22 protein-coding genes and 1 tRNA gene are annotated in these 25,247 nt (G+C 40.5%); 15 read left to right on the forward strand and 8 right to left on the reverse strand.

The features are described 5' to 3' along the window. Positions 1 to 95: 95 nt before the first annotated feature. Genes GWK08_RS00560 through GWK08_RS00570 form a run of 3 tightly spaced genes read left to right on the forward strand, consistent with a single transcriptional unit; the run spans position 96 to position 4,131 of the window. Positions 96 to 1,652, forward strand: a complete 1,557-nt coding sequence (locus tag GWK08_RS00560) for an amidase (protein WP_163604960.1) — start codon at positions 96 to 98, stop codon at positions 1,650 to 1,652. Next, on the forward strand, positions 1,649 to 2,803 hold the full coding sequence (locus GWK08_RS00565) for an FAD-dependent monooxygenase (protein ID WP_163604962.1): 1,155 nt from the start codon (positions 1,649 to 1,651) through the stop codon (positions 2,801 to 2,803). Before GWK08_RS00560 ends, GWK08_RS00565 begins: the two co-directional genes overlap by 4 nt. A 53-nt stretch (positions 2,804 to 2,856) precedes the next feature. Next, entirely contained in the window at positions 2,857 to 4,131 is a 1,275-nt protein-coding gene (locus tag GWK08_RS00570) for an aminotransferase class V-fold PLP-dependent enzyme (RefSeq protein WP_163604963.1), read from the forward strand. Here GWK08_RS00570 and murA read toward each other — a convergent pair. The 3 genes from murA to GWK08_RS00585 all read right to left on the reverse strand — a co-directional run bounded on the left by murA (position 4,128) and on the right by GWK08_RS00585 (position 6,476). Then, positions 4,128 to 5,435 (reverse strand): UDP-N-acetylglucosamine 1-carboxyvinyltransferase, encoded by a 1,308-nt coding sequence (gene murA, locus GWK08_RS00575; protein WP_163604964.1) that lies wholly within the window; start codon positions 5,433 to 5,435, stop codon positions 4,128 to 4,130. The two genes, GWK08_RS00570 and murA, sit on opposite strands and share 4 nt — an antisense overlap. A 20-nt stretch (positions 5,436 to 5,455) precedes the next feature. Next, on the reverse strand, positions 5,456 to 6,097 hold the full coding sequence (locus tag GWK08_RS00580) for a DUF4290 domain-containing protein (protein ID WP_163604965.1): 642 nt from the start codon (positions 6,095 to 6,097) through the stop codon (positions 5,456 to 5,458). A gap of 88 nt (positions 6,098 to 6,185) precedes the next feature. Continuing rightward, complete coding sequence (locus GWK08_RS00585; RefSeq protein ID WP_163604966.1) at positions 6,186 to 6,476, reverse strand: DUF493 family protein; 291 nt, start codon at positions 6,474 to 6,476, stop codon at positions 6,186 to 6,188. A 159-nt stretch (positions 6,477 to 6,635) separates the two neighbouring features. On the opposite strand from GWK08_RS00585, the gene GWK08_RS00590 reads away from it, so the two are divergent. The 5 genes from GWK08_RS00590 to GWK08_RS00610 all read left to right on the forward strand — a co-directional run bounded on the left by GWK08_RS00590 (position 6,636) and on the right by GWK08_RS00610 (position 11,193). Next, positions 6,636 to 7,172 carry an AAA family ATPase gene (locus GWK08_RS00590; protein WP_163604967.1) on the forward strand — a complete coding sequence of 179 codons (537 nt, stop codon included), beginning with the start codon at positions 6,636 to 6,638 and terminating at the stop codon, positions 7,170 to 7,172. Between the two features lie 5 nt (positions 7,173 to 7,177). Further along, on the forward strand, positions 7,178 to 9,094 hold the full coding sequence (locus GWK08_RS00595; RefSeq protein WP_163604968.1) for a RecQ family ATP-dependent DNA helicase: 1,917 nt from the start codon (positions 7,178 to 7,180) through the stop codon (positions 9,092 to 9,094). Beyond that, the gene (fmt, locus tag GWK08_RS00600) at positions 9,091 to 10,038 is read left to right on the forward strand and encodes a methionyl-tRNA formyltransferase (RefSeq protein ID WP_163604969.1); all 948 of its coding nucleotides are present in this window, start codon (positions 9,091 to 9,093) and stop codon (positions 10,036 to 10,038) included. The genes GWK08_RS00595 and fmt overlap by 4 nt, the downstream gene beginning before the upstream one ends. A gap of 188 nt (positions 10,039 to 10,226) precedes the next feature. Further along, positions 10,227 to 10,499, forward strand: a complete 273-nt coding sequence (locus GWK08_RS00605) for an HU family DNA-binding protein (RefSeq protein ID WP_163604970.1) — start codon at positions 10,227 to 10,229, stop codon at positions 10,497 to 10,499. Between the two features lie 133 nt (positions 10,500 to 10,632). Then, on the forward strand, positions 10,633 to 11,193 hold the full coding sequence (locus tag GWK08_RS00610) for a YqgE/AlgH family protein (protein WP_163604971.1): 561 nt from the start codon (positions 10,633 to 10,635) through the stop codon (positions 11,191 to 11,193). Here the strand turns inward: GWK08_RS00610 and GWK08_RS00615 are convergent. Beyond that, complete coding sequence (locus GWK08_RS00615; protein ID WP_163604972.1) at positions 11,190 to 12,035, reverse strand: aminotransferase class IV; 846 nt, start codon at positions 12,033 to 12,035, stop codon at positions 11,190 to 11,192. The genes GWK08_RS00610 and GWK08_RS00615 overlap by 4 nt on opposite strands. 54 nt (positions 12,036 to 12,089) lie before the next feature. Further along, entirely contained in the window at positions 12,090 to 12,476 is a 387-nt protein-coding gene (locus GWK08_RS00620) for an START-like domain-containing protein (RefSeq protein ID WP_163604973.1), read from the reverse strand. A gap of 149 nt (positions 12,477 to 12,625) precedes the next feature. Here GWK08_RS00620 and GWK08_RS00625 point away from each other — a divergent pair. Next, positions 12,626 to 12,699 (forward strand) — tRNA-Met (locus GWK08_RS00625). A 449-nt stretch (positions 12,700 to 13,148) separates the two neighbouring features. Beyond that, a complete protein-coding gene (locus tag GWK08_RS00630) occupies positions 13,149 to 14,132 on the forward strand; it encodes a helix-turn-helix transcriptional regulator (RefSeq protein WP_163604974.1) in 984 nt (327 codons plus the stop codon). 132 nt (positions 14,133 to 14,264) lie between these two features. Here the strand turns inward: GWK08_RS00630 and GWK08_RS00635 are convergent, their stop codons facing one another. The 3 genes from GWK08_RS00635 to GWK08_RS00645 all read right to left on the reverse strand — a co-directional run bounded on the left by GWK08_RS00635 (position 14,265) and on the right by GWK08_RS00645 (position 17,224). Then, positions 14,265 to 14,702 (reverse strand): hypothetical protein, encoded by a 438-nt coding sequence (locus GWK08_RS00635; protein WP_163604975.1) that lies wholly within the window; start codon positions 14,700 to 14,702, stop codon positions 14,265 to 14,267. 297 nt (positions 14,703 to 14,999) lie between these two features. Further along, positions 15,000 to 15,698 (reverse strand): DUF6090 family protein, encoded by a 699-nt coding sequence (locus GWK08_RS00640; protein ID WP_163604976.1) that lies wholly within the window; start codon positions 15,696 to 15,698, stop codon positions 15,000 to 15,002. A 275-nt stretch (positions 15,699 to 15,973) separates the two neighbouring features. Further along, positions 15,974 to 17,224 carry a hypothetical protein gene (locus tag GWK08_RS00645; RefSeq protein WP_163604977.1) on the reverse strand — a complete coding sequence of 417 codons (1,251 nt, stop codon included), beginning with the start codon at positions 17,222 to 17,224 and terminating at the stop codon, positions 15,974 to 15,976. Between the two features lie 343 nt (positions 17,225 to 17,567). On the opposite strand from GWK08_RS00645, the gene GWK08_RS00650 reads away from it, so the two are divergent. The 5 genes from GWK08_RS00650 (at position 17,568) to GWK08_RS00670 (ending at position 25,175) form a co-directional block, all read left to right on the forward strand. Further along, on the forward strand, positions 17,568 to 20,411 hold the full coding sequence (locus tag GWK08_RS00650) for a two-component regulator propeller domain-containing protein (RefSeq protein ID WP_163604978.1): 2,844 nt from the start codon (positions 17,568 to 17,570) through the stop codon (positions 20,409 to 20,411). Positions 20,412 to 20,574: 163 nt separating this feature from the next. Next, positions 20,575 to 21,093 carry a hypothetical protein gene (locus tag GWK08_RS00655; protein WP_163604979.1) on the forward strand — a complete coding sequence of 173 codons (519 nt, stop codon included), beginning with the start codon at positions 20,575 to 20,577 and terminating at the stop codon, positions 21,091 to 21,093. Next, the gene (locus GWK08_RS00660; RefSeq protein WP_163604980.1) at positions 21,090 to 21,671 is read left to right on the forward strand and encodes a hypothetical protein; all 582 of its coding nucleotides are present in this window, start codon (positions 21,090 to 21,092) and stop codon (positions 21,669 to 21,671) included. The genes GWK08_RS00655 and GWK08_RS00660 overlap by 4 nt, the downstream gene beginning before the upstream one ends. Positions 21,672 to 21,932: 261 nt before the next feature. Beyond that, on the forward strand, positions 21,933 to 23,963 hold the full coding sequence (locus tag GWK08_RS00665) for a glycoside hydrolase family 65 protein (RefSeq protein WP_163604981.1): 2,031 nt from the start codon (positions 21,933 to 21,935) through the stop codon (positions 23,961 to 23,963). 126 nt (positions 23,964 to 24,089) lie between these two features. Continuing rightward, positions 24,090 to 25,175 carry a helix-turn-helix transcriptional regulator gene (locus tag GWK08_RS00670; RefSeq protein WP_163604982.1) on the forward strand — a complete coding sequence of 362 codons (1,086 nt, stop codon included), beginning with the start codon at positions 24,090 to 24,092 and terminating at the stop codon, positions 25,173 to 25,175. Positions 25,176 to 25,247: the final 72 nt, after the last annotated feature.

The raw sequence follows: 25,247 nt of genomic DNA on the forward strand, positions 1-25,247 counted from the left end.
CCGGTTTTTTATTCCCCTAAAAACAAGAAAGTTCAAAAGAAAATTCCCTACTTTTAGTATTCTAAAATCCAAAGGAGATCCAAATTCTGATTTTGATGAATACTTCACATTTTAAATACATTTTCTTTAGTTTAATTATCGGTCTTTCTTCCTGTAAAAAAACAGAAGAAGCAGTTATTATCGATTTAAATGAACTTACTGTAAACAGTATTCACCGTGCTTTTGAAAACGGAGATTACAACAGCGAACAACTTGTAAATGCCTATCTGAAAAGGGTAGAAAGCTATAATCCGCAATTAAATGCGCTTACGGTTATAAATCCTGAAGCTCTGGAAACAGCCAGGCTTCTGGACAAAGAATACAAAGAAACTGGAGTGCTGCGCCCTTTACACGGTATTCCGCTTATTGTAAAAGACAATTTCAATACTAAAGGGCTTCCTACCACAGCAGGAGCTCTGGCATTAAAGGATTTTATTCCCGAAGAGGATGCCTTTATGGTAGCCCGGTTGTTGGAGGCGGGAGCTATAATCCTCGCTAAATCCAATATGGCCGAATGGGCCTTCAGTCCGATGCATTCCGAAAGTTCTACTGCAGGAACAACAAGAAACCCTTATAATCTGGCTCACGTACCTGCAGGCTCCAGCGGAGGCACCGGAGCTGCGGTGGCAGCCAACCTGGGAACCATAGGTTTGGGAACGGATACGGGTAACTCTATCCGGGGCCCTTCCTCTCATAACGCTCTGGTAGGTTTTCGTTCTACCCTCGGGCTTACAAGTCGCAGTGGCGTCGTACCCCTTTATCTAAGGAATGATGTGGCCGGCCCTATGTGCAGAACGGTTGAAGATGCCGTAAAGATGCTGGAGCTTATTGCAACTTATGACCCTAAGGATCCTGTTACCGCTAACTCGAAAGGTAAGATCCCTGAAAATTACAGTCAGTTTCTCCAAAAGGACGGACTCAAAGGTGCCAGAATAGGTGTCCTCAGAACCCTGAGCGAAAATGATCCTGATCCTGAGATCAGTAAGTTGTTTGAAAACGCTATTTCCGATATGAGAGAACTGGGTGCACAGCTGATCGATTCCGTAGAGATCCCCGATTTCGATAATTTAAGACAGAATCAGTGGTGCAACGATTTTCGAAAAGATATTGAAGCCTATCTGGCAGAATACGTTAAGAACGACACTATACGTACTCTTGAAGATATTGTCCGCATAGGAAGTACTTCGGAATATGCGGTAGACGGACTTAACTTCTTTCTGGAAAACTCGGGAAGGTCCCAAAACCCGGAGATCGAATGCCTGGATCCCTATTCTGATGAAAGGCGTATTGCCTTCAGGGAAGCCATAGAAAAGAAAATGGATGAACTGGAACTCGATGCCATCATTTATCCTTCATGGAACCATAAACCCGCTAAGATAGAAACCTTTGCCGAAGGCTATAAAGGAGATAACAGCCAGATCATCTCCCCTCATACAGGGCAGCCGGCTTTTACCGTTCCTATGGGTTTCACCTCAGGAAATTTACCTGCCGGATTGCAGTTCCTCGGAAGAATGTATGACGAGCCTACGTTAATTAAGCTCACCTATTCTTATGAACAGGGAACCAGACACAGGCACCCTCCTTTTACCGAAGAACTAACACAAGGCAAATGATCACGATAATCGGTGGTGGAATTGGCGGATTGACAACGGCCCTTGCTTTTGAAAAACTTCAAATAGAATATCAGCTTTTTGAACAGGCTCCTCAATTAAATGAGATCGGAGCAGGGATATGGCTGGCTCCTAACGCCCTGCAGGTAATGGAATGGCTGGGTTTGCTTGGAGAAGTACAAAAGAGAGGGAACGCAATAGATCGCATCATGATCACCGACCGGCATTTGCATCCTATTATCGATAACGATCAGAAAGTATTCAGGGAAACCTTCGGTTATACCAATACAGCCATACACAGGGCCAGTCTTCAGGCTTTATTGTTTGAACAGCTTCCGAAAGATATGGTGCATCTCGGAAAAGCATTTGAGCATTATGAATATTCAGAGAACAATAAGCTAAAATTATATTTCAAAAACTCAGATCCGGTAGAAACGGATTATCTGATCGGAGCCGACGGGATCCGTTCCGCAGTACGAAAACAGCTTTTCCCTAACAGCAGACTTCGGTATTCGGGACAGACCTGCTGGAGAGGGATATCACATTATGATGCAGGTCCGGAAATTCAAAAGAGCGGGATAGAAATGTGGGGAGATCAGATACGTTTCGGGATCTCTCAGGTAGCACCCGACAGAATATACTGGTTTGCTGTGAGCCTCAGCCCTCCGGGAATGGAAGATGATAAACAAACGCTTAAATCCGGGCTTTTAAAGATGTTCAGCGGTTTTACTTCCCTGGTCAAGGAGTTAATACAAAATACGCCTGAAGACAGTATTATTCGCAGCGATATCAACGACTTGAAACCCATGAAAAAATGGTATGAAGGGAATATTTGCCTGATCGGAGATGCAGGGCATAGTACCACCCCGAATATGGGACAGGGAGGAGCACAGGCCATAGAAGATGCTTATTATCTGGCTAGATGCATCAGCGAAGCCAGCAATCCTGAAACTGCTTTCTCCGGATTTCAGCAGAAACGCTTTAAAAAGGTAAATGACATTGTAAAACAGTCCTGGAGCACAGGAAAAATGGCTCACTGGAAATACGGTAAGGGAATACGGAATTTTATGCTAAAAAGTATTCCCGGGGCTTTAATGAAAAAGAAAATGTTAGAACTTTATAGTATAGAAAAAGAAAAGCAGGAGCAATATTAACTTATACAGTTATTTTCAAGTAAATATTCTACCGCTCTCTAAAAACTTAAAAAATGAAAAACCACTACAGAAGATCCTTTGTCAAATCGCTTTTTACCGGAGTGGCCGGTACCGTTTTACTTCCCTCCTACACCACGATGGACAATGATGCTCCGGTATATCCGGCAGATCTCAAAACCGATGAGGACACCGAAGCCTTCTGGGAAGCAATAAAAAAGCAATTTGTCTTTGCTCCCGGGCTTCATTATTTTAACAATGCTTCACTTGGTCCCTCACCCAAAATGGTACAGGAAGAATCCGAAAAATTCAGAAAAACCCTGGATGGCTTTCCGTCAAAATATATGTGGGGCGGATGGAATGAGGAAAAGGAGGAAGTACGGCAGAAAGTAGCTGATATGTTCTCGGTGTCTGCCGAAGAGATCGCGCTGATACACAACACTACAGAAGGGATGAACCTTATTGCCCGGAGTTTTGATCTTCAGCCGGGAGATGAAGTTATCCTGGCAGATCATGAACACGCAAGTGGTACTATTCCGTGGGAAGCATGGCAGGAAAGCAGAGGCATTAAACTGGTCAGGCCGGTACTTCCCGTTGTTCCTAAAACCGTTGAGGAAGTGGTTGCTGTTTATGAGAAAGCCATCACCCCTAAAACCAGGGTTATTTCTATGTGTCATATCGTAAATACCAACGGAATGATCCTTCCCGTAAAAGAGGTTTCGGAAATGGCACACCAAAAAGGGATATTCGTTGCTGTGGATGGAGCTCAATCGGCTGGAATGTTCACTATAGATCTTCACGACCTCAAATGCGATTTTTATACGGCAAGCGCCCATAAGTGGTTGTTTTCGCCCAAAGGAATAGGAGTGTTTTACGCCAAAAAAGAAAGTCAGGCCTACCTGAAGCCTTTAATGGTAGCCAGAGGTCATAAAGACACGAGTATCCGAAGGCTTGAAAATTACAATACACGAAATTTGCCTGAGGTTCTCGGATTGGGATCAGCCGTAGATTTTCATCAGAATATCGGAGCAGATAAGATACACAAAAGGTCTTATGAGCTGAAGGCGTACTTCAGATCGAAAGTAGAGAACAATCCAAAATTCAGGTTAAAAACACCGGCAGACGACAGACTTTCAGGTGCTATTCAGACACTGGAAGTCGTAGATAAGAATGTTTCTGACGTTAAGAGGCAACTCTCCGAAGTATACGGGATCGATACCCGGCCTATGTCTAATTTCGGACTCAATGGGGTTAGGATATCTTTTGCTATTTATATCACTAAAAAAGACATCGATCGGTTGGTTAACGCATTGGAAAAGATAGCTGGTTAAACCCTGACTATCTTAGCTCCTATTGCCTGTAACCTGGTATCGATATTTTCATATCCCCTGTCTATCTGTTCAATATTGTGAATGGTAGAAGTACCCTTGGCAGATAAAGCAGCAATTAAAAGTGATATTCCCGCCCTGATATCCGGGGAGGTCATCGTAGTAGCTTTTAACTGCGATTCAAAGTCATGTCCTATTACGGTTGCACGGTGAGGATCGCAAAGAATGATCTTCGCTCCCATATCGATAAGCTTATCCGTAAAGAACAACCTGCTTTCAAACATCTTCTGATGTATAAGTACGCTTCCTCTGGCCTGTGTAGCCACGGTAAGTACAATACTCAAAAGGTCCGGTGTAAATCCCGGCCATGGAGCATCCGCTACCGTCAGGATAGAACCGTCTATATAACTCTGTATCTCATACCCGTCTTTGTGTGATGGGATATAGATATCATCATTTCTTTTTTCGAGGGTGATCCCCAGTTTCTCAAAAACACTCGGGATCAGGCCTAAATTCTCCCAGCTTACGTTTTTAATAGTAAGTTCACTCTTTGTCATAGCCGCCAAACCGATCCAGCTACCTATTTCGATCATATCGGGCAGGATCCTGTGTTCGCATCCTCCAAGGCTTTCCACTCCGTCAATGATCAGCATATTAGAACCGACACCTTTTATTTTGGCTCCCATACTGTTGAGCATCTTACATAATTGCTGAAGATATGGCTCGCAGGCAGCGTTGTAAATAGTGGTCTTTCCTTTGGCAAGTACCGCAGCCATTAAAATATTGGCTGTCCCGGTTACCGAGGCCTCATCCAGAAGCATATAGGTACCTTTGAGTTCCTCTGCTTCCACCCCGTAGAAATATTCTTCTCTGTTATATCTGAAGTTTGCTCCTAATCTTATAAAACCGTCAAAATGGGTGTCCAGGCGTCTTCTCCCTATCTTATCTCCCCCCGGCTTAGGTATATACCCCTTACCAAAACGGGCAAGCAGTGGCCCGACTATCATAATGGACCCTCTCAGGCCTTTTCCGTCTTCTTTGAATTGTTCGGATTGAAGGTAATCCAGGTTCACTTCATCAGCCTGGAAGGAATAAGTTCCATTTCCGTTTTTCTGGATCTTCACTCCCAGATTTTCCAGTAAACCAATAAGTTTATTTACATCAACTATATCCGGAATATTTTGAATAGTTACCTTCTCAGGTGTCAGTAAAACTGCGCATAATACCTGTAATGCTTCGTTTTTGGCACCCTGCGGTGTAATCTCTCCTTTGAGTTGGTGTCCGCCCTCAATCTTAAAAGTTCCCATAATCAGTTAAAGCAGAAAATTTAATAACGTTTTTTATTGCGGTTGTTTCTGTAGTTCTTTTTCCCGTTGTTTCGATTGTTTGTTTTACTCTTAGCGCGCATAAGGTCGCTGCTGTTCGTAAGGTCTTCATCCAACTGGGCAAGGTTAATTCTACCGCCGCTAAGTTCATTCAGGTGTTGGAAAATAACATCATCTTCAACTGTATCCTTGTTCCAGTTGAGATAACTCTTTTTCATGTGATTGGCTATAGTGTATTTCAGCGCCTGTTTCAGATCGCCTTCTTCCCAGCTATTGGCCACATCGATCATTTTCTTGATATTATTTCCGTAAAAACGGTACTTGGGATGATTCTGAGGATAGTTCAGTCTGTCAGGGCGTTGTTCCAGCACTTCTCTGACAGGTCTGGGATAAGGAGAATCTACGTCCAGTTTAAAATCGGACATGATAAAGATCTGATCCCATAACTTATGCTGAAAATCAGGTACATCGCGCAGATGGGGATTCAGATTTCCCATCACACCAATGATGGCCTGTGCCACTTTATTTCTTTCTTCCTTGTTTTCAATGGAAACCGCATAATCTACCATTTTCTGAATATGACGACCATATTCGGGAATAATGAGCTTGGTACGTGCGGTATTGTATTCTATATTTTCTATCAAAATAATAAGAAATTATGTTTTGCTTATGAGGTTTAAATCGTGAAGCTAATTAATCGCAAAATACTAAAAAAAACGATTAACACTACAGTTATAACGAAATAACTCCTTCTATCTTGCTTACCTCCTTGTATTTCTCAATAACGGCATCGGGATCTTTAAGGTTTACCGTAATGGACAAACTGGTATACTTCCCGTTAGAGGATTGCTTGGTTTGAATAACGGCCCCGGTATTGTCGAAAATCTTCTCAATTTGTTTTGTTCCGTCGGTCTTTGTGGGGACTATAAATTTAAACAGATAGTCCGAAGGCCATAGGGTGCTGTTTGCAAGTTCTTCTTTAAGTCTGACGTAAAAAGCTTCCGCTTTTTCCGAATTCTCCATAGCATGCTGTTTAGTGATAACAAAGATACATATTTCCGTGATTTTCTTAAGGGCAAAATCGATAAGAATTCCACAAAGAAGGCTTTCCCTTAATATTTAGGCCAAGTCTTTTTAAGTTCCCCAAGTATTTTATTAATTTGTTTTTTTAATTAATGTAGTTTGAGTACGAAGAAAATAGTTATTACCGGAGGGCCGGGTACGGGAAAAACATCCCTGATCGATTCACTTGAAGAGTTGGGATATACATGTTTACCGGAAATTTCCAGGCAGGTAACCCTGCAGGCCCGCAATGAAGGAGTAGAACAGCTTTTCCTGACCGATCCGCTTTTATTTAGCAAAAAATTACTGGAAGGTCGTAAAGATCAGTTTTTTGAATCCCAGACATTCGACAGAGATATCATTTTTATAGATCGCGGTCTGCCCGATGTTCTTGCATACATGGATTTTATCGGGGATGAATACCCTCAGTATTTTATAGATATCTGCGAAGAACACAAATACGATCAGGTTTTTATCCTTCCTCCCTGGGAAGCCATATACACCTCCGATTCGGAGCGTTATGAAAACTTTGAACAGGCCGTCAGGATACACGATTATCTGGAAGCTTCCTACCGAAAATACGGATATGACCTGATTAGCGTACCTTTAGCAAGTATAAAAGACAGAGTAGAGTTTATATTGAGCCACTCAAAATAACAATGATGAGCACGCCTCTTGATATCTTAAAAAAGGTTTGGGGTTTCAGTTCCTTCCGGGATCCTCAGGAGGAAATTGTAAATACCCTTATGGAAGGCAGGGATACCCTAGCCCTTCTGCCTACAGGAGGTGGTAAATCTATTTGTTTTCAGGTTCCTGCTCTGGCTAAGGAAGGTATCTGTATTGTGGTCTCTCCCCTGATCGCACTGATGCGGGACCAGGTAGAGAACCTTAAAAAGAAAGGAATTAAAGCCATCGCCTTAAGCAGTGGTCTGAAATTCGAGGAAATAGATGCGCTCCTGGATAATTGTATTTACGGAAACTATAAATTCCTTTATTTATCGCCGGAACGGCTCCAGCAGGAGCTTGTGCTGGACAGGATCAGGCAGATGCCGCTGAATCTTATTGCGGTTGATGAAGCTCACTGTATTTCTCAATGGGGTAATGATTTCAGGCCGGCATACCGCAATTGTAATATTTTGAGGGAACTCTTTCCCCATGTACCCATAGCAGCATTGACCGCCTCTGCAACTCCCCGCGTGGCCGAAGATATCATGCTCAACCTGAAACTGGAATCCCCCTCCCTGATAAAAAAATCTTTTGCCAGGCCCAATATATCGTACAGAGTATGGGAAGTAGAAGATAAATTTTACCGCATTAAACAGATCCTTTCCAAATATAAGGGCAGTTCTATCGTATATGTCCGCAACAGAAGAGCAGCAGCCGATGTGGCGGCTTATCTGAATGCCAACTCGGTTTCGGCAAGTTATTACCACGGAGGTATCTCCACCGAAGAAAAGAACAAACGCCTGGAGCTCTGGCTGCAGAATAAGGTACAGGTTATGGTAGCTACGAACGCTTTTGGTATGGGGATAGACAAGGCTGATGTGCGTACGGTAATTCATATCCAGCTCCCGGAAAATCTGGAAAACTACTATCAGGAAGCAGGGAGAGCGGGAAGGGACGGAGAAATAGCTTATGCCGTTATCCTTAAGAACAAAGGAGATGAGGACAGGCTTAAAAAGCAGTTCTTAAGTGTCCTTCCGGATACACCCTTTATTAAATTACTCTACAATAAACTCAACAACTTTTTCCAGATCTCTTACGGAGAAGGGGCTTTCGAAAAACATATGCTCAGGTTTAACGAGTTTTGCGGGATTTATAAAATGAACCCTGTTCTGGCCTATAACGGCCTTAAATTACTCGACCGGCACAGTATCATACAACTATCTCAGAACTTTGAGAAAAAGACCACTGTAAAATTTATTGTCACCAATCATCAGTTGTTTGCCTATCTCGACAGGAATGCCGATCTGCAAAATATTACACAGGCTATTCTAAGGACCTACGGAGGCATCTTTGATAATGAGACCAAAATAAATACTCACCTGATCGCAACTAAGACCGGTAGTAAACAAGCCGATGTTGAAGCTGTACTGGAGCGACTGTTTACAGATGAGATCATTGATTACCAGGCTTCGGATACCGATACGGAGATCAGTTTCCTGGTACCCAGAGAGGATGACAAGACCATTAATATCATTGCTGCCGACATTGAACAGCAACGCAGGCTTAAAGAAGATCATATTGCAGCTGTCCTCAAATATGCCGAAAACAACACCAAATGCAGAAGCGTACAGTTGCTGGAATATTTCGGGGAAAGCAATACGGTAGCCTGTGGTATTTGTTCGGTCTGTACCGAGACCAAAGAAAAATTAACCCCTGAGATCATTGAAGTGGTACGCGCCGATATTTTAAAGCTTCTGAAAAAAGGAGCCTGTACCTCCAGGGAAATTGTTGAAAAACTTTCTTTTAAAGAACATATAATTATTTATGTATTGCGCTTACTTTTGGAGTTTAATTCCATTGAAGTGAATAGCAGGAATGAATATCTAATTGTAAAAAGCCAGAAAGACGCATGAGAGATTTACGGATCGTATTTATGGGAACCCCCGATTTTGCAGTAGAAACGCTTAAAGCGCTTATCGAGAACGGGTACAATATTGTTGGAGTGATCACCGCTCCCGACAAACCTGCCGGAAGAGGAAGGAAGCTTTCGCAATCGGCGGTAAAGGAATATGCCCTTTCTCAGGGACTTCATATCATGCAGCCTACCAATCTTAAAAACGAAAGCTTTACGGAAGAACTAAAAGCCCTGAATGCCAATTTACAGATAGTGGTTGCCTTTAGGATGCTTCCAAAAGTGGTATGGCAGATGCCCGAATACGGTACTTTTAACCTTCACGCTTCCCTCCTTCCCGATTACAGGGGTGCAGCTCCCATCAACTGGGCTATTATCCAGGGGGAGGAAAAAACAGGCGTTACTACTTTTTTTATTGATGAAAAGATCGACACCGGAGAGGTGATCCTTCAGGAGGAAGTGAGTATAGGAAAGGACGAATCGGCGGGAGAATTGCATGATAAGTTAATGGAAACGGGAAGTAAACTGGTGCTCCGTACCGTGGAGGATATTAAAACGGACAGGGTAACTACCCGGAAACAGCCCGAAAGCGGGGAGCTGAAAACGGCGTATAAAATTTACAAAGAGACCTGTAAAATAGATTGGACCAAGGATATCAATTCCATCTACAATCTGATCCGGGGTTTAAGCCCCTACCCTTCTGCCTGGAGTTATCTGGAGAACGGAGAAGAAGAATTAAGCGTTAAAATATATAAAACCTCAAAAGAAGAAGCTGAACATTCTCATAAAACAGGTGCGATTTTCACAGACAAAAAGAATATAAAAGTGGCCGTTAAGGAAGGTTATCTTTTTATTGAAGAAATGCAATTGCCCGGAAAGCGAAAAATGAAAGCGAAGGATATTTTGAACGGTTATAATTTTCTAAAAGAGGCAAAAATGCGTTAAGCCCTTACTACCATTGACATTGGGAAATATCTAACAATTTTTGTGATGTTATTAACAAACCTTCAAAGTTATCAACAAAAAACCCGATTTCCCTTGATTTTACTTGCATGGTACGTAAATCCATATAAATTTGTCAAACAAATTAAAATCAATGTTTAACCAACAATTTTTATTTTAAACTTTAGATTATGAATAAAACAGAATTAATTGATGCTATGGCAGCAGATGCTGGCATCACCAAAGCAGCAGCAAAAAAAGCCTTAGAATCTTTTTTAGGGAATGTTGAAGGATCACTAAAAAAAGGTGGAAGAGTATCTTTAGTAGGATTCGGATCATGGTCAGTTTCTAAAAGAGCTGCAAGAGAAGGAAGAAACCCTCAGACAGGAAAAACTATAAAAATCGCTGCTAAAAATGTTGTTAAATTTAAAGCAGGTGCAGATTTAAGTAACTCTGTAAACTAAAATTTACAATACATACGAATTTTCAAAAAAACGCCTGTTTTCGGGCGTTTTTCTATTGCTATATATCGAAAATAGGGGGTTTTTAATTTGATTTTTTTAATTTTTTAGTTAGATTTAGTAAAAAAAGTATGTTATGGTAGCCTTAAAACCAAAAAAAGGGCATTTACTCATCGCCGAACCATCGATCATTGGAGATGTATCTTTCAATAGGTCGGTAGTGCTTTTGGCTGAGCATAATGACGAGGGCTCCATAGGATTCATTTTAAACAAACCTCTTTCCTTCCGTTTAAACGAACTGGTACCTGAGATCAAGAAATCCATCAAAGTGTATAACGGAGGTCCTGTAGAGCAGGACAACCTCTATTTTATCCACAAGGTACCTCATCTTATTACCAACAGTATTGAAATATCCAATGGTGTATATTGGGGAGGGGATTTTGAAACCATTATAGACCTTATAAACGATAATACCATTAAAGCCGGGGATATTCGTTTCTTTCTGGGGTATTCGGGATGGGAATTGCTTCAATTGGATAAGGAGTTGCAATCGAGTTCCTGGGTAGTACTGGAAAATATCTACAAGAGCAATATCATTAAAAAATCGGCCAGCTCCTTCTGGAAGGAGAAAATGCTCGAATTGGGCGGGGATTACCTCTTATGGTCCAATGCACCCGAAAACCCGGGTCTTAACTAAGACAAACGGGCCATGGCATTTAATTTGCCGAGCAGGTCGTTTGCCACCTCACTTTTATATTCTTTTTTCCTGTATTTGCTGATAGGCTGAATTCCGCTAATAGCATTGGTGATAAACAATTCATCAGCTTTCTGTAGCTCAAAAGGAGATATAGAGGTTTCCTCCAGCACATAAGCTTCGGTCTTTTCGATGATCTTCAGCAATTGCTTTCTCAGGATCCCGTTAAGGCATCCGTCTTCCAGAGGCGGGGTCTTAATAGTATTTCCCGAAACCAGGAAAATATTACCGTTTATGGCTTCTACCACACTTTTATTCTGATTGAGGAGCAGGCAGTTGGCATAGTCGTTTTCCTTGGCAAAGATGCCCGAGATCACATTAATGATCTTATTACTTGTTTTTAAAGTGGAAAGCAATCCGGCATTTACCCAGTGATCTTTATATAGTTCTACCTCATAGGCCGAAGTATCCAGGGTGTAGAAAACACTTTCGAGTTCTTTAGCTTCCATGATATAGGCAACTGTGTTCCGGTCCGGGGTGTAAAGACCATCGGTATCCCTGAAAACAGTAAATCGTATCCTGGCAGGCGATTTGGACAGGCCGTTCCTCTCGATCGTTTTCAGGATCTCCTCCTGAAGGAATTCCATGGTAAAATTCATCGGGATCTCCATTCTTAGAATACGCATTGAAGCCATTAATCTGAGGTAGTGATCTTCCCAGAAAAAGATCTTGGAATTTACTACCCTGATGGTTTCGAAAAGAGCGTCTCCATACTTTAGTCCCCTGTTGGTTTCATTGAGGAATAAAGTCTCGTTATTTAAAATGTTTCCGTTAAAATTTACCATAAAAAAATGCCTTGAAAAAAATCAAGGCAAATATACTTTATTTAATACGATTTTTTAAACGGAACCCAATACGTGTTTCAGGCTTGAGATCTGGTTCTCCCACAGCATTTTAGCCTCTTCCATTTCATCATCCTCTGCAAAATCGGTTACCATCACAGAAACATCTTTTGTAATTTCGTCTACCACAATGCGGATCTCGAAATAAGAATCATCGCCATCACTTTCCTCCCATTTAAACTTCACTAATTCACCACTTTTTTTCTTGAGGAGCTTAGCTTTTTCCTCGCTGTCATCCCAGATAAAAGTGAACATTTCTCCTCTGGAATTTACATTGTCTGCAAACCATTCGGAAAGTCCTGAAGGAGTCGATATATACTGGTAAAGTAACTGTGGTGAAGAATGTATTTCGAATTCTATTTCGTATTTTATTTTGTCCTGCATCTGTGATTATGTTTAAGATTGACAATATAATTATTTCTCTTAAATACATGAAAGGATTTAATAAAAATATTTTAGCTGATTGATTTGACGAAGCCAAATTTGTTTCTATATTTGCACCCGCGTTTGAGGGTAGAGCCTCATAAAATGATGGCGAGGTAGCTCAGTTGGTTAGAGCGTCGGATTCATAACCCGGAGGTCTCGGGTTCAATTCCCGATCTCGCTACAAAGAAAACCGGTTACGAAAGTAGCCGGTTTTTTTATGACTGAAGATCGGATGCCTGCATCAAAGATCGCAAGTCATAAAACAAACGAATGCAAAGCATTCCGGTTTTCTTTGTAAAGCCTCTCCCTAAAAGAATCACCGGAGCCTTAGGCGGAGGTAATTCCTTTACCTGCATCAAAGATCGCAAGTCATAAAATAAACGAATGCAAAGCATTCCGGTTTTCTTTGTAAAGCTTCCCCCTAAAGAATCACCGGAGCAGTAGCGAAGGTAATTCCAAAAATCATAAGTCTCTATTGACAAAAGACTCTAAAAGCCAATAAAAATGAAGTTTTACAGGCTTTTTTCTTGTAATGCTTCCCTCCCTGAAGAATCACCTAATATTTGGTTTTATATTTTTTATCTTTAAAAAAAGTACTGGGGTGAAACAAAATGGAAATATTTTTATTCTATGAAATTAGCAGTCAATAATCAACAGGGACCTGATACCTTCTTTAAAGAATTATCCAAGCAACTGAGCGCTACGATAGAAGATGGTCTTTTTAAAGTCCCGAGACAATATGGAGATGGTTATGCAAGTTTTCAACAGCTTGAAAAAGGGCTATTTTTTTCTATTTATAATCTAAAGCTTCATCAGGATTTTGAGCATGACCGTGAAGCTGCAGATTCAATTAAATACTATACACTAAGCTGTTCTTATTCAGATCAAAATATTCAGAAATGGAGTGATAACAAATGGATCAACATTAACAAACATTCTCCTAATGGATTATTTTTAATCTCCCCTAGAATTGAAACAAAATTTAAAGTTCATGCAAATACCCCAATCTTTAGTTTGGTAATTACTTTTTCAAAAGACTGGTTGGCTTCTCTTTCCTGTGATAAGGAAAACCCAACAACGGTCCTCAAATATATCCAATCTAAAAAGCCGTTTTGTTTTTATGAGAGCATTTCTTTTGAGCTTGAGAGCATATTGGAACATATTATTGCCGAAAATAATAAAGCTACCCCTTCTCTTATATTATTGAAAGGTTTTATTCTTCAGTTTTTAGGGAATTTTATTGAAAGGATTGAATCAAGGGATCAGAATATAGTGTTTAAAAATATTAATCAACAAGATATAACGCTTATCTTCAAAGCAAAGCAGCAAATTCAGGATAATTATAGAGATATTCCAAAAATAGAATCTCTGGCTACGGAAATAGGGATGAGTGTAAGCAAATTACAAAAGCTTTTCAAACACATTGTTGGAATGAGTATTTACAAGTATGCCTTGAAAGTCAGGTTAAAAGAGGCAAAAAAACTCTTGGATACAGGAAAATATTCAATAAGTGAAGTGGGGTACAAAATAGGCTATTCCAATCTAAGTCATTTTACAGATAAGTTTAGAAAACATTTTGGAATGAACCCGAAAGCTTATCTCAATAAGAAATAATCAGTAATCTATATCTCGCATTGCCCTTCTTAGGTTTTCAGCCTTTTTTCTAATAATCATTTCCTTCTGCCAATAAGAATTATGTTTATTCTTTTCTTTGTTAATTCATTTGCAATGGCTTCTCTCATAGTATTATTTTCCTTTTAACAATTTTACATGGCTGTTCCTGTTTTCTTTTTTTATAAATCCTCCAAAAAATAACCAGGTCCAATATAACACTTTAAACCCCGTGTAAATGAAAAATGGGTCTTTTGCATCAAAATAGGTAAACACTATTGAGATAGCAAAAATGCCAAGTACGATAACAGCTGCCCAAAATAAATTTTGTATTAACGCATATACTCTCCTCACTTGAAGAGCGAGGAAAAATACACTAGCTATGAGTGAAAAAATCCTGAAAAAAGTACTTTCATTGAACTCATCGGTTTTGATAACCTCTAAAAAAGCTTGTTCATAAAAAATGGAAATCGAGATGATCCCTATAACCAATGAAACAATCAATAAACCTAAAGCCTGTAGGAGTAACTGTAATCCGGTGAATGGCTTTTTAAAGTATTTATAAATATACATGGGATGCTTTTTATTTCCGAATAATAAAATCCGGGATGTTATTGAGCAAAACTACACTCTCCGTTTATTAGAAAATAACCCTAAAAAACTTGCTTTTACCCCAAAACAGTTTTAATCAATTAAAAATACTCCTTGGGCTTAAATGTAGTTTATATGGGAAGAGTGCTCGCCATCCTCCTACTCACAGGGTTTTTGGTTACCGGTAAGGAAGAATAAGATATAAGTCAGTAATATAAATCATGCTCAGCTTTTAGGCCGGGCAGGAAGCGTGTACTCCGAATGCTCCTTAAGCGGTTATCATTCTTCCTTTCCCAGTTCTGTTTCCAATTGCTTTACAAGATCCTTTGCCTGGGCACTTAAACGCTGCCAGGCCCGTATCTGTGAGTTCAGAAGTTTTACCCGGTTGATCAATGCTCCCGTAAGTTTCCGGTCCTGTATGATCTCCTGCATATTCAGAGGCGGAAGCTGACTGGGAACGCCAATAACTTCGAAATATTCTTTAGATGCCAGTATCTTTTCATCTATCTGAGGGGTAACAAATTCGTGATTGTATTTAAAAGAACTACTTTCGTTAAGAAAGATATTCCTTTCTACCGCCAGGTAATAACGGAATGTCCTGTTACGGAGAGGTCCGTTTTTTATCAGTCCCATAGAGCCAATGGATTTAGCCTCTTCAAAAGTCCCGTTCTGGGGCTGGAACATATAATCATAACGGGCAGACTGGACTACATCCAGCACCTCGGTTGGGGTTTTGGCAAAGGCAACACTGGCCAGGCGCCTGGATACACCATCTACATGCACGGCAAGACTATCCAATGTGCGAACATCATGTCGGATATCTATAAGAAGGTTATCCAGCAGTACCTGCTCCTGTTCTGATTTTTTAATATTCTCTGCCAGCTTTCCTATTTGAAGGGCTATTAATATCCCCACAGTAACCAGGATTACTTCCCCGAATGCATATGAAAAGTAATTCTTAATTTTTTTATTAGTCATCTTACTTGTACGGTTTCAAATGTTTAGGCCTTAGACAAATGTAATTTTTTTATTGAATCTTTCTAAATTCCGATGAACAATGAACAATGAGCAATGAGCAATTAGCAATTAGCAATTAGCAATTAGCAATTAGCAATTAGCAATTAGCAATTAGCAATTAGCAATTAGCAATTAGCAATTAGCAATTAGCAAAAATCAACTTCCAACAACTAAAAACCAACAACCACCAACGTGCTCTGAAGCTTTAGCGTAGGAGCAACAACCAAATTCACTTACTATTTCATCTCTTCAATAGGGATACTCGCTTTGGAGTCGGAGATCAGGATCGCATAATCTATAAAGTCTGTAGTTGACTTACCTTTTACCAGTTCTCCATTGGATTCGCTATCCTGCATTACCACCTCTATCAGATCCGGATTTCCGTCATTATAGGGTGTACTTTGCTGATTTAAACGAAAGAGTGTAATATCTGACATCCTGGTTTTCTTCAGGTTCTCTATCCCCAGAAAATATTCCTTCTCATAATCTCCAATCCCATAACCGCCTTCTGTTTTATATGATTTATACTCTCCGTCTTCATAGACCCGCTCCCAAAGTACCCTGCTTTTGGTCAGGTAACCGATGGTAGAAAGTACTTCCTCTTTGCTGTAAACATTATTCTCCAGCAGCATGGTAAAAAAGGACGGGTTCCCTCCTTCCCTTTCTTTTTCAATATGAAAAAAGCCATAACGAAAGAACTGAGGGTTATTCTCAAAATCATACAGATCGCTTAAAGCCGTATAATTTTTATAGATCCTTTTTTCTCTTTCCGCAGAAAAGACCATAAAAGTTTGCTTCAGATTATCTACAATATGTTTAAATGAAAAGGGATCGCTGATATATTGATCGAAATCCTCTGGTTTTTTCTCATAGTCGGTTACAAAATCCTTAAGTACTTTTTTAGAATAACTATCGTAATAAGGAGAAAAGTCTGTTGTATCAGATTCTACCATATTCACGACCTGACGGAAAGAATCATCTTCAATCTGTGTAAAATCGACTATCTCCATCAGATGCTTACAGCTATACTTATAGCTCACCATTAGGTCCACCCCTACCACTGTTAACTTATTTTTTTCCGGTAACTGATCATTTAACCCTTTGATCTCTTTCCATTTGTTATAAGTTTCAATAGTCCTGTCTTGCGGCACTCTGATCCCATAATGATAAACCAGATCCTTAAGCAGGAGGGTATCGCCCGTTTCCAGGTATTTATTAAAATAATGACCTATGCTGAAATCCGTTTCCGGCAAATAGTACTTTACTGTTCCGCTCCCGGCTAAAGACCTGATAAGATGGTGTTCGGCTTGTTCTGTTTTAGCGCTGCCGTGATAAGCTCCGAAACCGATTATTTTAAAATCCTTTTCGGGGAAATTAAAATCTGAAGAAGTAAGATCAAAACGGTTGTTTTCAAGATATTTCTCTTTGGATGGCGAACAGGCCTGTAAAAAGATCAGTATCCCAAAAAGCATAAGTGTGTTTTTCATATTGTATTGCGTTAGGTTTTTAACAAAGATCATCCCACATTAAAAATGTTACATTTTAAGTGTGATTTTATTTAAGGCTCCAAATTTAGATTTAAGATATTAGATATGAAAAATGTTGAATGTTGAATTTTAAATGTATAATCCTTTTAAATAATTCCATTTTCAAATTGACTAATCTCCAATCCCGATAGCTATCGGGACCAAAGTCACAGGCTAATAGCCAAAAAACTAACAACCAAACGCTAACAACTAACAACCAGCAACTAAAAACCCAACCTAAACTTATTATTTGATATATTTATATAGAAATCACCCCGGGTCTTTTTAAATCATTATACAGATCATGAAAAAGAAGTTAGTCATATTCTTTTTGCTTCCGCTTCTAATCTGGGCTCAGGATAAACCTCAGAGGTTTAAGCATCTCAGCCTGGAGAATGGTCTGTCGCAATCTTCCGTTACCTGTATTTTGAAAGACAGCAGAGGGTTTATGTGGTTCGGAACCGAAGATGGCCTGAATAAATACGACGGGCATGAATTTACCATATACCGCCATCAACCGGATAACCCTAAAAGCCTCAGCAGCAGCTACATCAATGCTATTCTGGAAGGAAATGACGGCTCATTATGGATAGGCACCAAGGACGGATTGAATTATTTTGATGCTCCCACCGAAACTTTTATACGATACAAACACGATCCTTCCGATGTCCATAGTCTGAGTCATAACAAGGTAAATTCTCTTTTTATCACCGATAAGAGGAAATTGCTGATCGGAACCTCACAGGGTTTGAATATCTATGATCCGGAATCAGGCTTTAGCAGACATGAAACTTCGCGTCATATAATTTCCATGGCACAGGATGCAAATGGAGATCTATGGATATTGGGTCCTGAAATGCTTGAAAAGTTTCGTTTAGATAAAGATTTGCTTGTTTCAACAGGGATTCGGAAAGCTCTCCCTGGTTCTTTTAAGAGCACTCTTTTTTCCGATTCCTTAACTCTTTGGGTCGGTAGCAGCAAGGGGCTCATAAAATTTGATCCCGGTTCTCAAAACATGGAATTATTCAGCTTTTACGATACAGATCTTCCTTTTGATAATAAAAACAATGTCCTCTCTATAATTAAAGGGAAGGAAGATACGCTACTGGTCGGTACTGCCAGCGGAGGCCTGGTACGTTTTAACAAAACAATAGAGGCATTTGATCTTATCATCCAGGACCCTTACCGCAGAACAGGGCTTAATTCAAATTCTATCAGATCCTTGTATATGGACGAATGCGAGATATTGTGGTTGGGTACGTTTTCGGGCGGGGTTAATAAGTACGATCCGGCTCAGTTTAGTTTTGAGCATCTTAAGCATCTTCCCGGTAATAATAAAGGTTTAAGTGAGAAAACGGTACGCTCCGTACTGCAGGACAGTGATGGGGAACTGTGGATAGGCACCCACGGAGGCTTAAATCGGTTAGGGCCTTCCTCTCCGGAATTAAAAGTGTATACCTACAGCTCCAAGGATCCACAAAGTATTTCATCTAATACGGTCCGGGCTTTATGTGAAGATCAGAACGGTACTATCTGGGCAGGGACCTGGGAAAACGGTTTTTGCAGTTTTGATAAAAGAACGGAAAGTTTCAGGCGCTATATCAGTTTTCCGGGACAAACCGATTCTATCGGACAGGTCAGGACTTTGATAAGTGATAAGCACAACAATATCTGGGTAGGTGGTAACGGTTTATGGAAATTTAATCCGCAGACAAATGTGTACAGCAGCTATCATCACGATAAGAATGATCCGAACAGCCTGAGCAACAATTCGGTAAATCGCCTGTATTTCGATAAAAAAGGACGATTGTGGATAGGCACCATAAACGGGCTTAACTGCCTGGACACAAGCTCTAATAAGCTGAAAAGGTATGAGTTTGATCCGGAAGACAAATTTTCCTTAAGTCATGGAAATATTACGAGTATAGCCGAGGATAAAAACGGAGCCATCTGGGTAGGTACCTATGGAGGCGGGCTTAATAAACTGGATATTTCGAAAGCCAACTTTAAGCATTACGACACCTCTAACGGTCTTCTAAATGATGTGATATACGGTATTTTAACAGACAGACAGGGCTTTATCTGGTTCAGCAGTAATGCGGGCCTGGGGCGTTTGGATCCTGTAAGGGATGAATTAAGGTATTTCGGAACAGATTACGGGGTGCAAAGTTATGAGTTCAATGCAGGGGCTTATTTTAAAGCAGAGGACGGGAAACTCTTTTTCGGAGGAATAAACGGATTGAATTCCTTTTACCCGGCCACCATTAATAATAGCAGAAATACGGCAAAGATCGTATTTACAGGTTTTCAGATCCTGGATGACAAAAATATAGGTACAGACAAACTTCTTGAAGAACATATCTCAAGGACCGATAATATAGAGCTTAGCCACTACCAAAACAATTTTTCTTTCAAATTCGCCGAACTCAATTATTCGGACAATGCAGACAACACCTATGAATACAAACTGGAAGGTCTCAGCAAAAAATGGCAGGATCTAGGAAAAGAACGTCAAATAACGCTTGCCAGCCTGGATCCCGGATCCTATACCCTCCACCTGAGGGTAACCGATGATCTTACCAAAAAAACATCTGTCGATATTTTTATTTCCCCTCCCCTCTGGAGGTCGCACTGGGCGTATTTGATATATGCCGTTCTTGTTGTTTTAATGGTTTTTTTTACATTCAGACATATTCACAGGGTTAAGGACACGCAAAGAGGGTTTGAAGCCAAGATAAAGTCCTTGGAAAACGATCTGAATACATCAGTACAATTTCAAAACAGGAATCATATAAATTCAATGCCTCTAAGAAAGATCAAGATGATGCCGATAAATGAGAAATTCTTCAAGAAGGCCATTGAGGTTGTGGAAAACCATATGGAAGATTCACGTTTTGATGTAGAACAATTTGCCAATGAAATGTTTTTAAGCCGTTCTCAGTTGCATCGCAGAATAAAATCGCTTACAGGCTATTCCACTACCAAATTCATCAGGCTTATCCGTTTAAAACGAGCCGCTCAGTTACTCGCTGCAAATACGGGTTCTGTTTCCGAGATCGCTTATAAAGTAGGTTTCGACAATATTGGTTATTTCTCTAAATGCTTTAGTGAAACCTTTGGGAAACCACCCTCTCAGTACCTTCCCTGAGCAAAATCCTTTATTTTTTTGAAACATATCTATAAGAGATTGCAACATTTGTAACCCCTCTTTCTGTTGCTGCTTTATAATTTTATTTCAGCCAATTACCCCTCTCTGTCCGGAGCAATTCCTCCTTGGTTTAATCCTGATCAATCCTTTAAAAAACCAACCGATGAAGCGTATTTTTTTATTTACCCTTACCCTCATATTACCTATAGTTTGTTACTCTCAATCTTCGGGTGAGCAACAGTATCAAAGAGCAAAGATCTATCTGGAAGACCACCGTATTCTGAAAGTAAAGGATCTGCGTCTGAACAGTATCGAAGCTATTTTTACGGATCCTGAAAAGAGAACACAAAAAATACCATTAAACAGTATTGCTTCCATCCGGGTTCCCAAAGGAAGTCACTGGTGGCAGGGAACATTGATCGGCCTGGGATCCGGGGCAATAACCGCACTTCTCATCGACCTTCAACCCGATCCGCTGGGCATAGAAAGAGAGCGCGGGGCTGAATTCTATATCGGTTTTACTGCCGGAGGAGCACTATTGGGTGCCCTTATCGGAACGCTGTTCCCAAAATGGAAGCATGTGTATTACGATGGAAAGTTTATCGGGCACAAGCTTCCCTTTAAACTGGACTTTCATACTCAAAAGGACAATATCAACTTTAAAATCACCATACCGTTATGAACAGATTAAAGATCACCTTCTTACTTTGTTTTAGCCTGGTTTCCTTTATCTGCCCGGCTCAAAACTGCAAGAGTAACAAAAAAATGGAACGAAAAGCCAAGAAACACCTGGTAGAAGACGAGATAATTAAAGCAACAAAGCTACGGCAATTGTTCTCCAAATTCAGTCAGGCGGCCAGTACCAATCTCGTAAAAACCGACAAGGGTTATTACCTTAGGCTACAATTGGTAAGGGAATTGGGAAGACGAATAGATATCATGAAAGACAATCCTCTGGTCCTTCAGTTTAAGAACGGAGAGATCATCACCCTCTATCCTGACAGGGATCTTCCGGGAAAATTCACCCTTCCAGCCACGACAGAATTTAACCGGCCCTTTTATATTGTAAGTACGGAGCAACTGGAACAGTTTGCGAAGCATCCCATCAGTCAAGTAAAAATATATTTCACTTCGGAGAAAGTACCGGAAGATAAACGGGGAGTTGACGATCTGGGTACTTTTTTCGATTACGAGATCCTCAGTGAGCGTTATCAGAACAATCTTGTGGAGGCTGCCAATTGCATGCTTCAGTCAAATTAGAAAATGACTTAATCAAATTTGTTACTATAGCTTTCTTTTCGTCCACAACTTTCTCATAACAGGCCTTAAGATCCAGAACCTCGGATTTTAAGGCCTTTTATCAAAGACAACAGAAAAGAACAACGATTAAATCACTGTATTTCACTCCAAAATCATTCTTATTATCAACTATATACACAGAATTTACTAACTTTAATACATCGGTAATGCCTTCCATTTCCGCCATTACAATTAAAATTATTAACTGATAAATTTTAAACTATGAAGGTGTTCTACAGTTTTATACTGGCCGTGATGTGTTTTAATCTTCACGCTCAGGACCTGTCAAAATCTCCCTGGCATATTCAGGCCAACAACATCGATCCGAATAACTATTACGGAATAACAGTCGCCAACGGCATGGTTGGTATGGTATCTTCTCCCGATCCTTTAAAAGTGGAAGAAGTGATCCTTAACGGAGTTTACGATTATTACCAACGTGGACGCGTGAGTAACATTCTGAAATCCTTTAGCCATATGAATATGCATCTGGAAGTAGATAAACGGCAAATAGACCGCAATAGCATTTCCAATTATGCACAGACCCTCGATATGCAAAAGGCCAAACTGGTTACTACTTTCGACGTGGGGAATAAGGTATCGGTCCGGCATGAATTAATGTCCTTGAGAAATCTGCCCTATACGGCCATGAGCATTATTGAGATTACCGCCAGAGCAGATGTAGAAGTAGTTCCCATCAATTATATTTTTACTCCAAACCATCTTTCGGATGTACGCAACCTCTATTCCGAGATCGACAGGCCTCATGTTCTTATCCCGCTTATGAGTTCCGTAGCCTTTAGTCCCGGAAAGAAAAAGCTGGCCACATCTACCTCTTTTATTTTCCCTGAGAAACATGGAGAAGAGCCCAAGATCATTCACGAGGACTGGGATTACAATATGCACCTGATGAAATTTAAAAAGCAATTAAAAAAAGGAGAAACCTATCGTTTTGCACTGGTAGGCTCTACCATTTCCTCCGTGCATAATGCAGATCCGCATAACGAGGCAGAACGGCTTACTATCTATGCCAAACTGGAAGGGATCAAGCGCCTGGAATCTGCTCATATCAATGCCTGGAAAAAACTATGGGAAAGTGATGTCAGGATTGAAGGCGACCTGGAATCTCAGAGAGCGGTACGTTCTGCTATCTATCACTTGTATTCCTTTGCCAGAAAAGGTACTGCTTATTCGCTGTCGCCTATGGGATTATCAGGCCTGGGTTATAACGGTCACGTATTCTGGGATACCGAGTTATGGATGTATCCTCCACTACTTGTCCTTCAACCCGAGATCGCTAAATCGCTGCTCGAATACCGCTTTGAACGTTTGGGTGCGGCTAAAGAAAATGCTTTTGCCCACGGATATGACGGAGCGATGTATCCCTGGGAATCGGCAGAGGACGGTTCTGAGGATACTCCGGTATGGGCACTTACGGGCCCGTTTCAGCAACATATTTCCGCTACGGTGGGCTGGGCTTTCTGGAAGTACTTTGAAGTTACCGGTGACGTAGAATGGTTAAGGACCCGGGGCTATCCCGTATTAAAGGAAGTAGCCGATTTCTGGTCAAGCCGGGTAGAGAGAAAAGGAAACGGGCGGTATGAGATCAATAATGTGATCGGTGCCAACGAATGGGAAGAAAATATAGATAACAATGCCTTTACCAACGGAATGGTTAAGACCGTTCTGGAATACGCTTCAAAAGCTGCAGAGAAATTAGATCTTGATCCCGATCCCGACTGGAGGCATGTGGCAGCCAATATCCCCATTCTGAAGTTTCCGGATGGTACCACCAAAGAAAATGAAACCTATAACGGGGTCACCATAAAACAAGCCGATGTAAACCTGCTCTCCTATCCTTTAAAAATAGTTAGTGAGCCGGATGCCATTAAAAGAGATCTCAACTATTACGAACCCAGGTTGTCTCCTGACGGACCGGCCATGGGTGGAGCTATTCTGGCTGTTCTCTACGCCCGCCTCGGAGAAGAGGAAAAGTCATATCAGATGTTCCGGAAGAGTTATATTCCCAATGAATTACCACCTTTTAAGGTAATTGCAGAAACCGCCGGAGGTACCAATCCGTATTTTGCAACCGGCGCCGGAGGAATGCTGCAATCGGTTATTTTCGGGATCGGCGGACTAGATATTACCGAAAATGGGATCATACAGCTAAATACGAAGCTTCCGAAGAAATGGAAATCCCTTAAAATGACAGGGATCGGGGTGAAAAAGCAGGAATTCGAAAGGAAATGATCAGCGGTATCTGGCTAACCGAGCGCTAATTCCTCCTATCTACCTGGGATACAAATCCTTAAAAAGAAATGGAAGGTCGTAAGATTATTTGCATTATTTTTAAATGAAAATATGTTGTTATAATCTATGCTGGCAAAAAACTGGAACCTTATTTTTGAAGGGATCTCCCTCTGCATCGGGATACAACTTATCGCTTTATCTTTTTTAAAATTAGCCCAAAAGGAGAAAAGAGAATATGTCCTTGGAATAATTACTCTTCTTTTTGCGCTGGCCTATACCAGGGCCTTTGTTTTCGACTATATCATGGAGGTAAATCTCCTTAAAATACTGTTTCGACATTCCATAGAGATCTTTATTCCCCCTTTTCTATTTATTTACCTCTGCCTCTTTAAAAAAGACGATATCAAGATCAGGTCGCATCTGATCTTCCCGGCATTTTATGTTCTTGCACACCTGGTATTCAGCTTTTTCGAGCCTATCAGTAATCCGGATATCCGGGCTTTAAAATCCACATTAAGTGCCTCTATCCTGACTCTGAGTTTCCTGGTCTATTTTAGTTGGGGGCTCTATATACTCAGAAAAGACCTCTCTCATAATTTAAAGGACAGAGCCCTGATCAAATTGCGTATTTTCTATTATTCGATCAATATCTATGAGATCCTTAATGTTCTGATTCACGCAGCTTCTGTAATTACCGTATTCTATTTTCCGGACAGGCATTTTACCTTACCTCTGTGGGCTATACAGTTTTTTACCTTATTCGGTATCCTTCAGGCTTTATTCCTTATTCTTTATTCCATTACCGAATCCAAATATTTTAAAGCTTTTTATTTGGGGAAGAAAATACAGAAGGATAAAAGTCTGATCGTAAACAGCGATTCGATCTCTCAGCTTCTGGATCAGGAAATAAGAGGGCATGAGTTGTTTAAGAATACTTCCATCAACATTAAAACACTTTCTCAAAGACTGGGAATAAATACGGCTGTTTTGACTGAGTATTTCAGGGAAGAGTTAAAGATCTCTTTTAATGATTATATCAATGATTTCAGGGTTGAAGAATTCAAAAAACTTATTTTACAGGCCGAATACCAGAAATACGACATCATTGGAGTTGCCAGGTTAGCCGGATTTAATTCCAAGGCTACATTTTACAGGAATTTCAGAAGAAAGGAAGGTATTTCCCCAAAATCGTTTATTGAAGGCACTTCCTGAACAGGAGTTTCCGATCGGTATTTGGTGTCAAAGTTCATTTTGAGACTATTCTATATTATTTGGATATATATT

The organism is Leptobacterium flavescens (genome assembly GCF_010671605.1).
GTDB lineage: Bacteria > Bacteroidota > Bacteroidia > Flavobacteriales > Flavobacteriaceae > Leptobacterium > Leptobacterium flavescens.

What these genes read in the sequence shown, in the direction of transcription:
- GWK08_RS00565 (WP_163604962.1), top strand. Translation starts at nt 1,649, where the DNA reads ATGATCACGATAATCGGTGGTGGAATTGGCGGATTGACAACGGCCCTT.
- GWK08_RS00615 (WP_163604972.1), bottom strand. Translation starts at nt 12,035, where the DNA reads ATGGTAAATTTTAACGGAAACATTTTAAATAACGAGACTTTATTCCTC.
- GWK08_RS00645 (WP_163604977.1), bottom strand. Translation starts at nt 17,224, where the DNA reads ATGAAAAACACACTTATGCTTTTTGGGATACTGATCTTTTTACAGGCC.
- GWK08_RS00635 (WP_163604975.1), bottom strand. Translation starts at nt 14,702, where the DNA reads ATGTATATTTATAAATACTTTAAAAAGCCATTCACCGGATTACAGTTA.
- murA (WP_163604964.1), bottom strand. Translation starts at nt 5,435, where the DNA reads ATGGGAACTTTTAAGATTGAGGGCGGACACCAACTCAAAGGAGAGATT.
- GWK08_RS00610 (WP_163604971.1), top strand. Translation starts at nt 10,633, where the DNA reads ATGGTAGCCTTAAAACCAAAAAAAGGGCATTTACTCATCGCCGAACCA.
- GWK08_RS00650 (WP_163604978.1), top strand. Translation starts at nt 17,568, where the DNA reads ATGAAAAAGAAGTTAGTCATATTCTTTTTGCTTCCGCTTCTAATCTGG.
- GWK08_RS00595 (WP_163604968.1), top strand. Translation starts at nt 7,178, where the DNA reads ATGAGCACGCCTCTTGATATCTTAAAAAAGGTTTGGGGTTTCAGTTCC.
- GWK08_RS00560 (WP_163604960.1), top strand. Translation starts at nt 96, where the DNA reads ATGAATACTTCACATTTTAAATACATTTTCTTTAGTTTAATTATCGGT.
- GWK08_RS00665 (WP_163604981.1), top strand. Translation starts at nt 21,933, where the DNA reads ATGAAGGTGTTCTACAGTTTTATACTGGCCGTGATGTGTTTTAATCTT.
- GWK08_RS00585 (WP_163604966.1), bottom strand. Translation starts at nt 6,476, where the DNA reads ATGGAGAATTCGGAAAAAGCGGAAGCTTTTTACGTCAGACTTAAAGAA.
- GWK08_RS00630 (WP_163604974.1), top strand. Translation starts at nt 13,149, where the DNA reads ATGAAATTAGCAGTCAATAATCAACAGGGACCTGATACCTTCTTTAAA.
- GWK08_RS00660 (WP_163604980.1), top strand. Translation starts at nt 21,090, where the DNA reads ATGAACAGATTAAAGATCACCTTCTTACTTTGTTTTAGCCTGGTTTCC.
- GWK08_RS00640 (WP_163604976.1), bottom strand. Translation starts at nt 15,698, where the DNA reads ATGACTAATAAAAAAATTAAGAATTACTTTTCATATGCATTCGGGGAA.
- GWK08_RS00570 (WP_163604963.1), top strand. Translation starts at nt 2,857, where the DNA reads ATGAAAAACCACTACAGAAGATCCTTTGTCAAATCGCTTTTTACCGGA.
- GWK08_RS00655 (WP_163604979.1), top strand. Translation starts at nt 20,575, where the DNA reads ATGAAGCGTATTTTTTTATTTACCCTTACCCTCATATTACCTATAGTT.
- fmt (WP_163604969.1), top strand. Translation starts at nt 9,091, where the DNA reads ATGAGAGATTTACGGATCGTATTTATGGGAACCCCCGATTTTGCAGTA.
- GWK08_RS00605 (WP_163604970.1), top strand. Translation starts at nt 10,227, where the DNA reads ATGAATAAAACAGAATTAATTGATGCTATGGCAGCAGATGCTGGCATC.
- GWK08_RS00670 (WP_163604982.1), top strand. Translation starts at nt 24,090, where the DNA reads ATGCTGGCAAAAAACTGGAACCTTATTTTTGAAGGGATCTCCCTCTGC.
- GWK08_RS00620 (WP_163604973.1), bottom strand. Translation starts at nt 12,476, where the DNA reads ATGCAGGACAAAATAAAATACGAAATAGAATTCGAAATACATTCTTCA.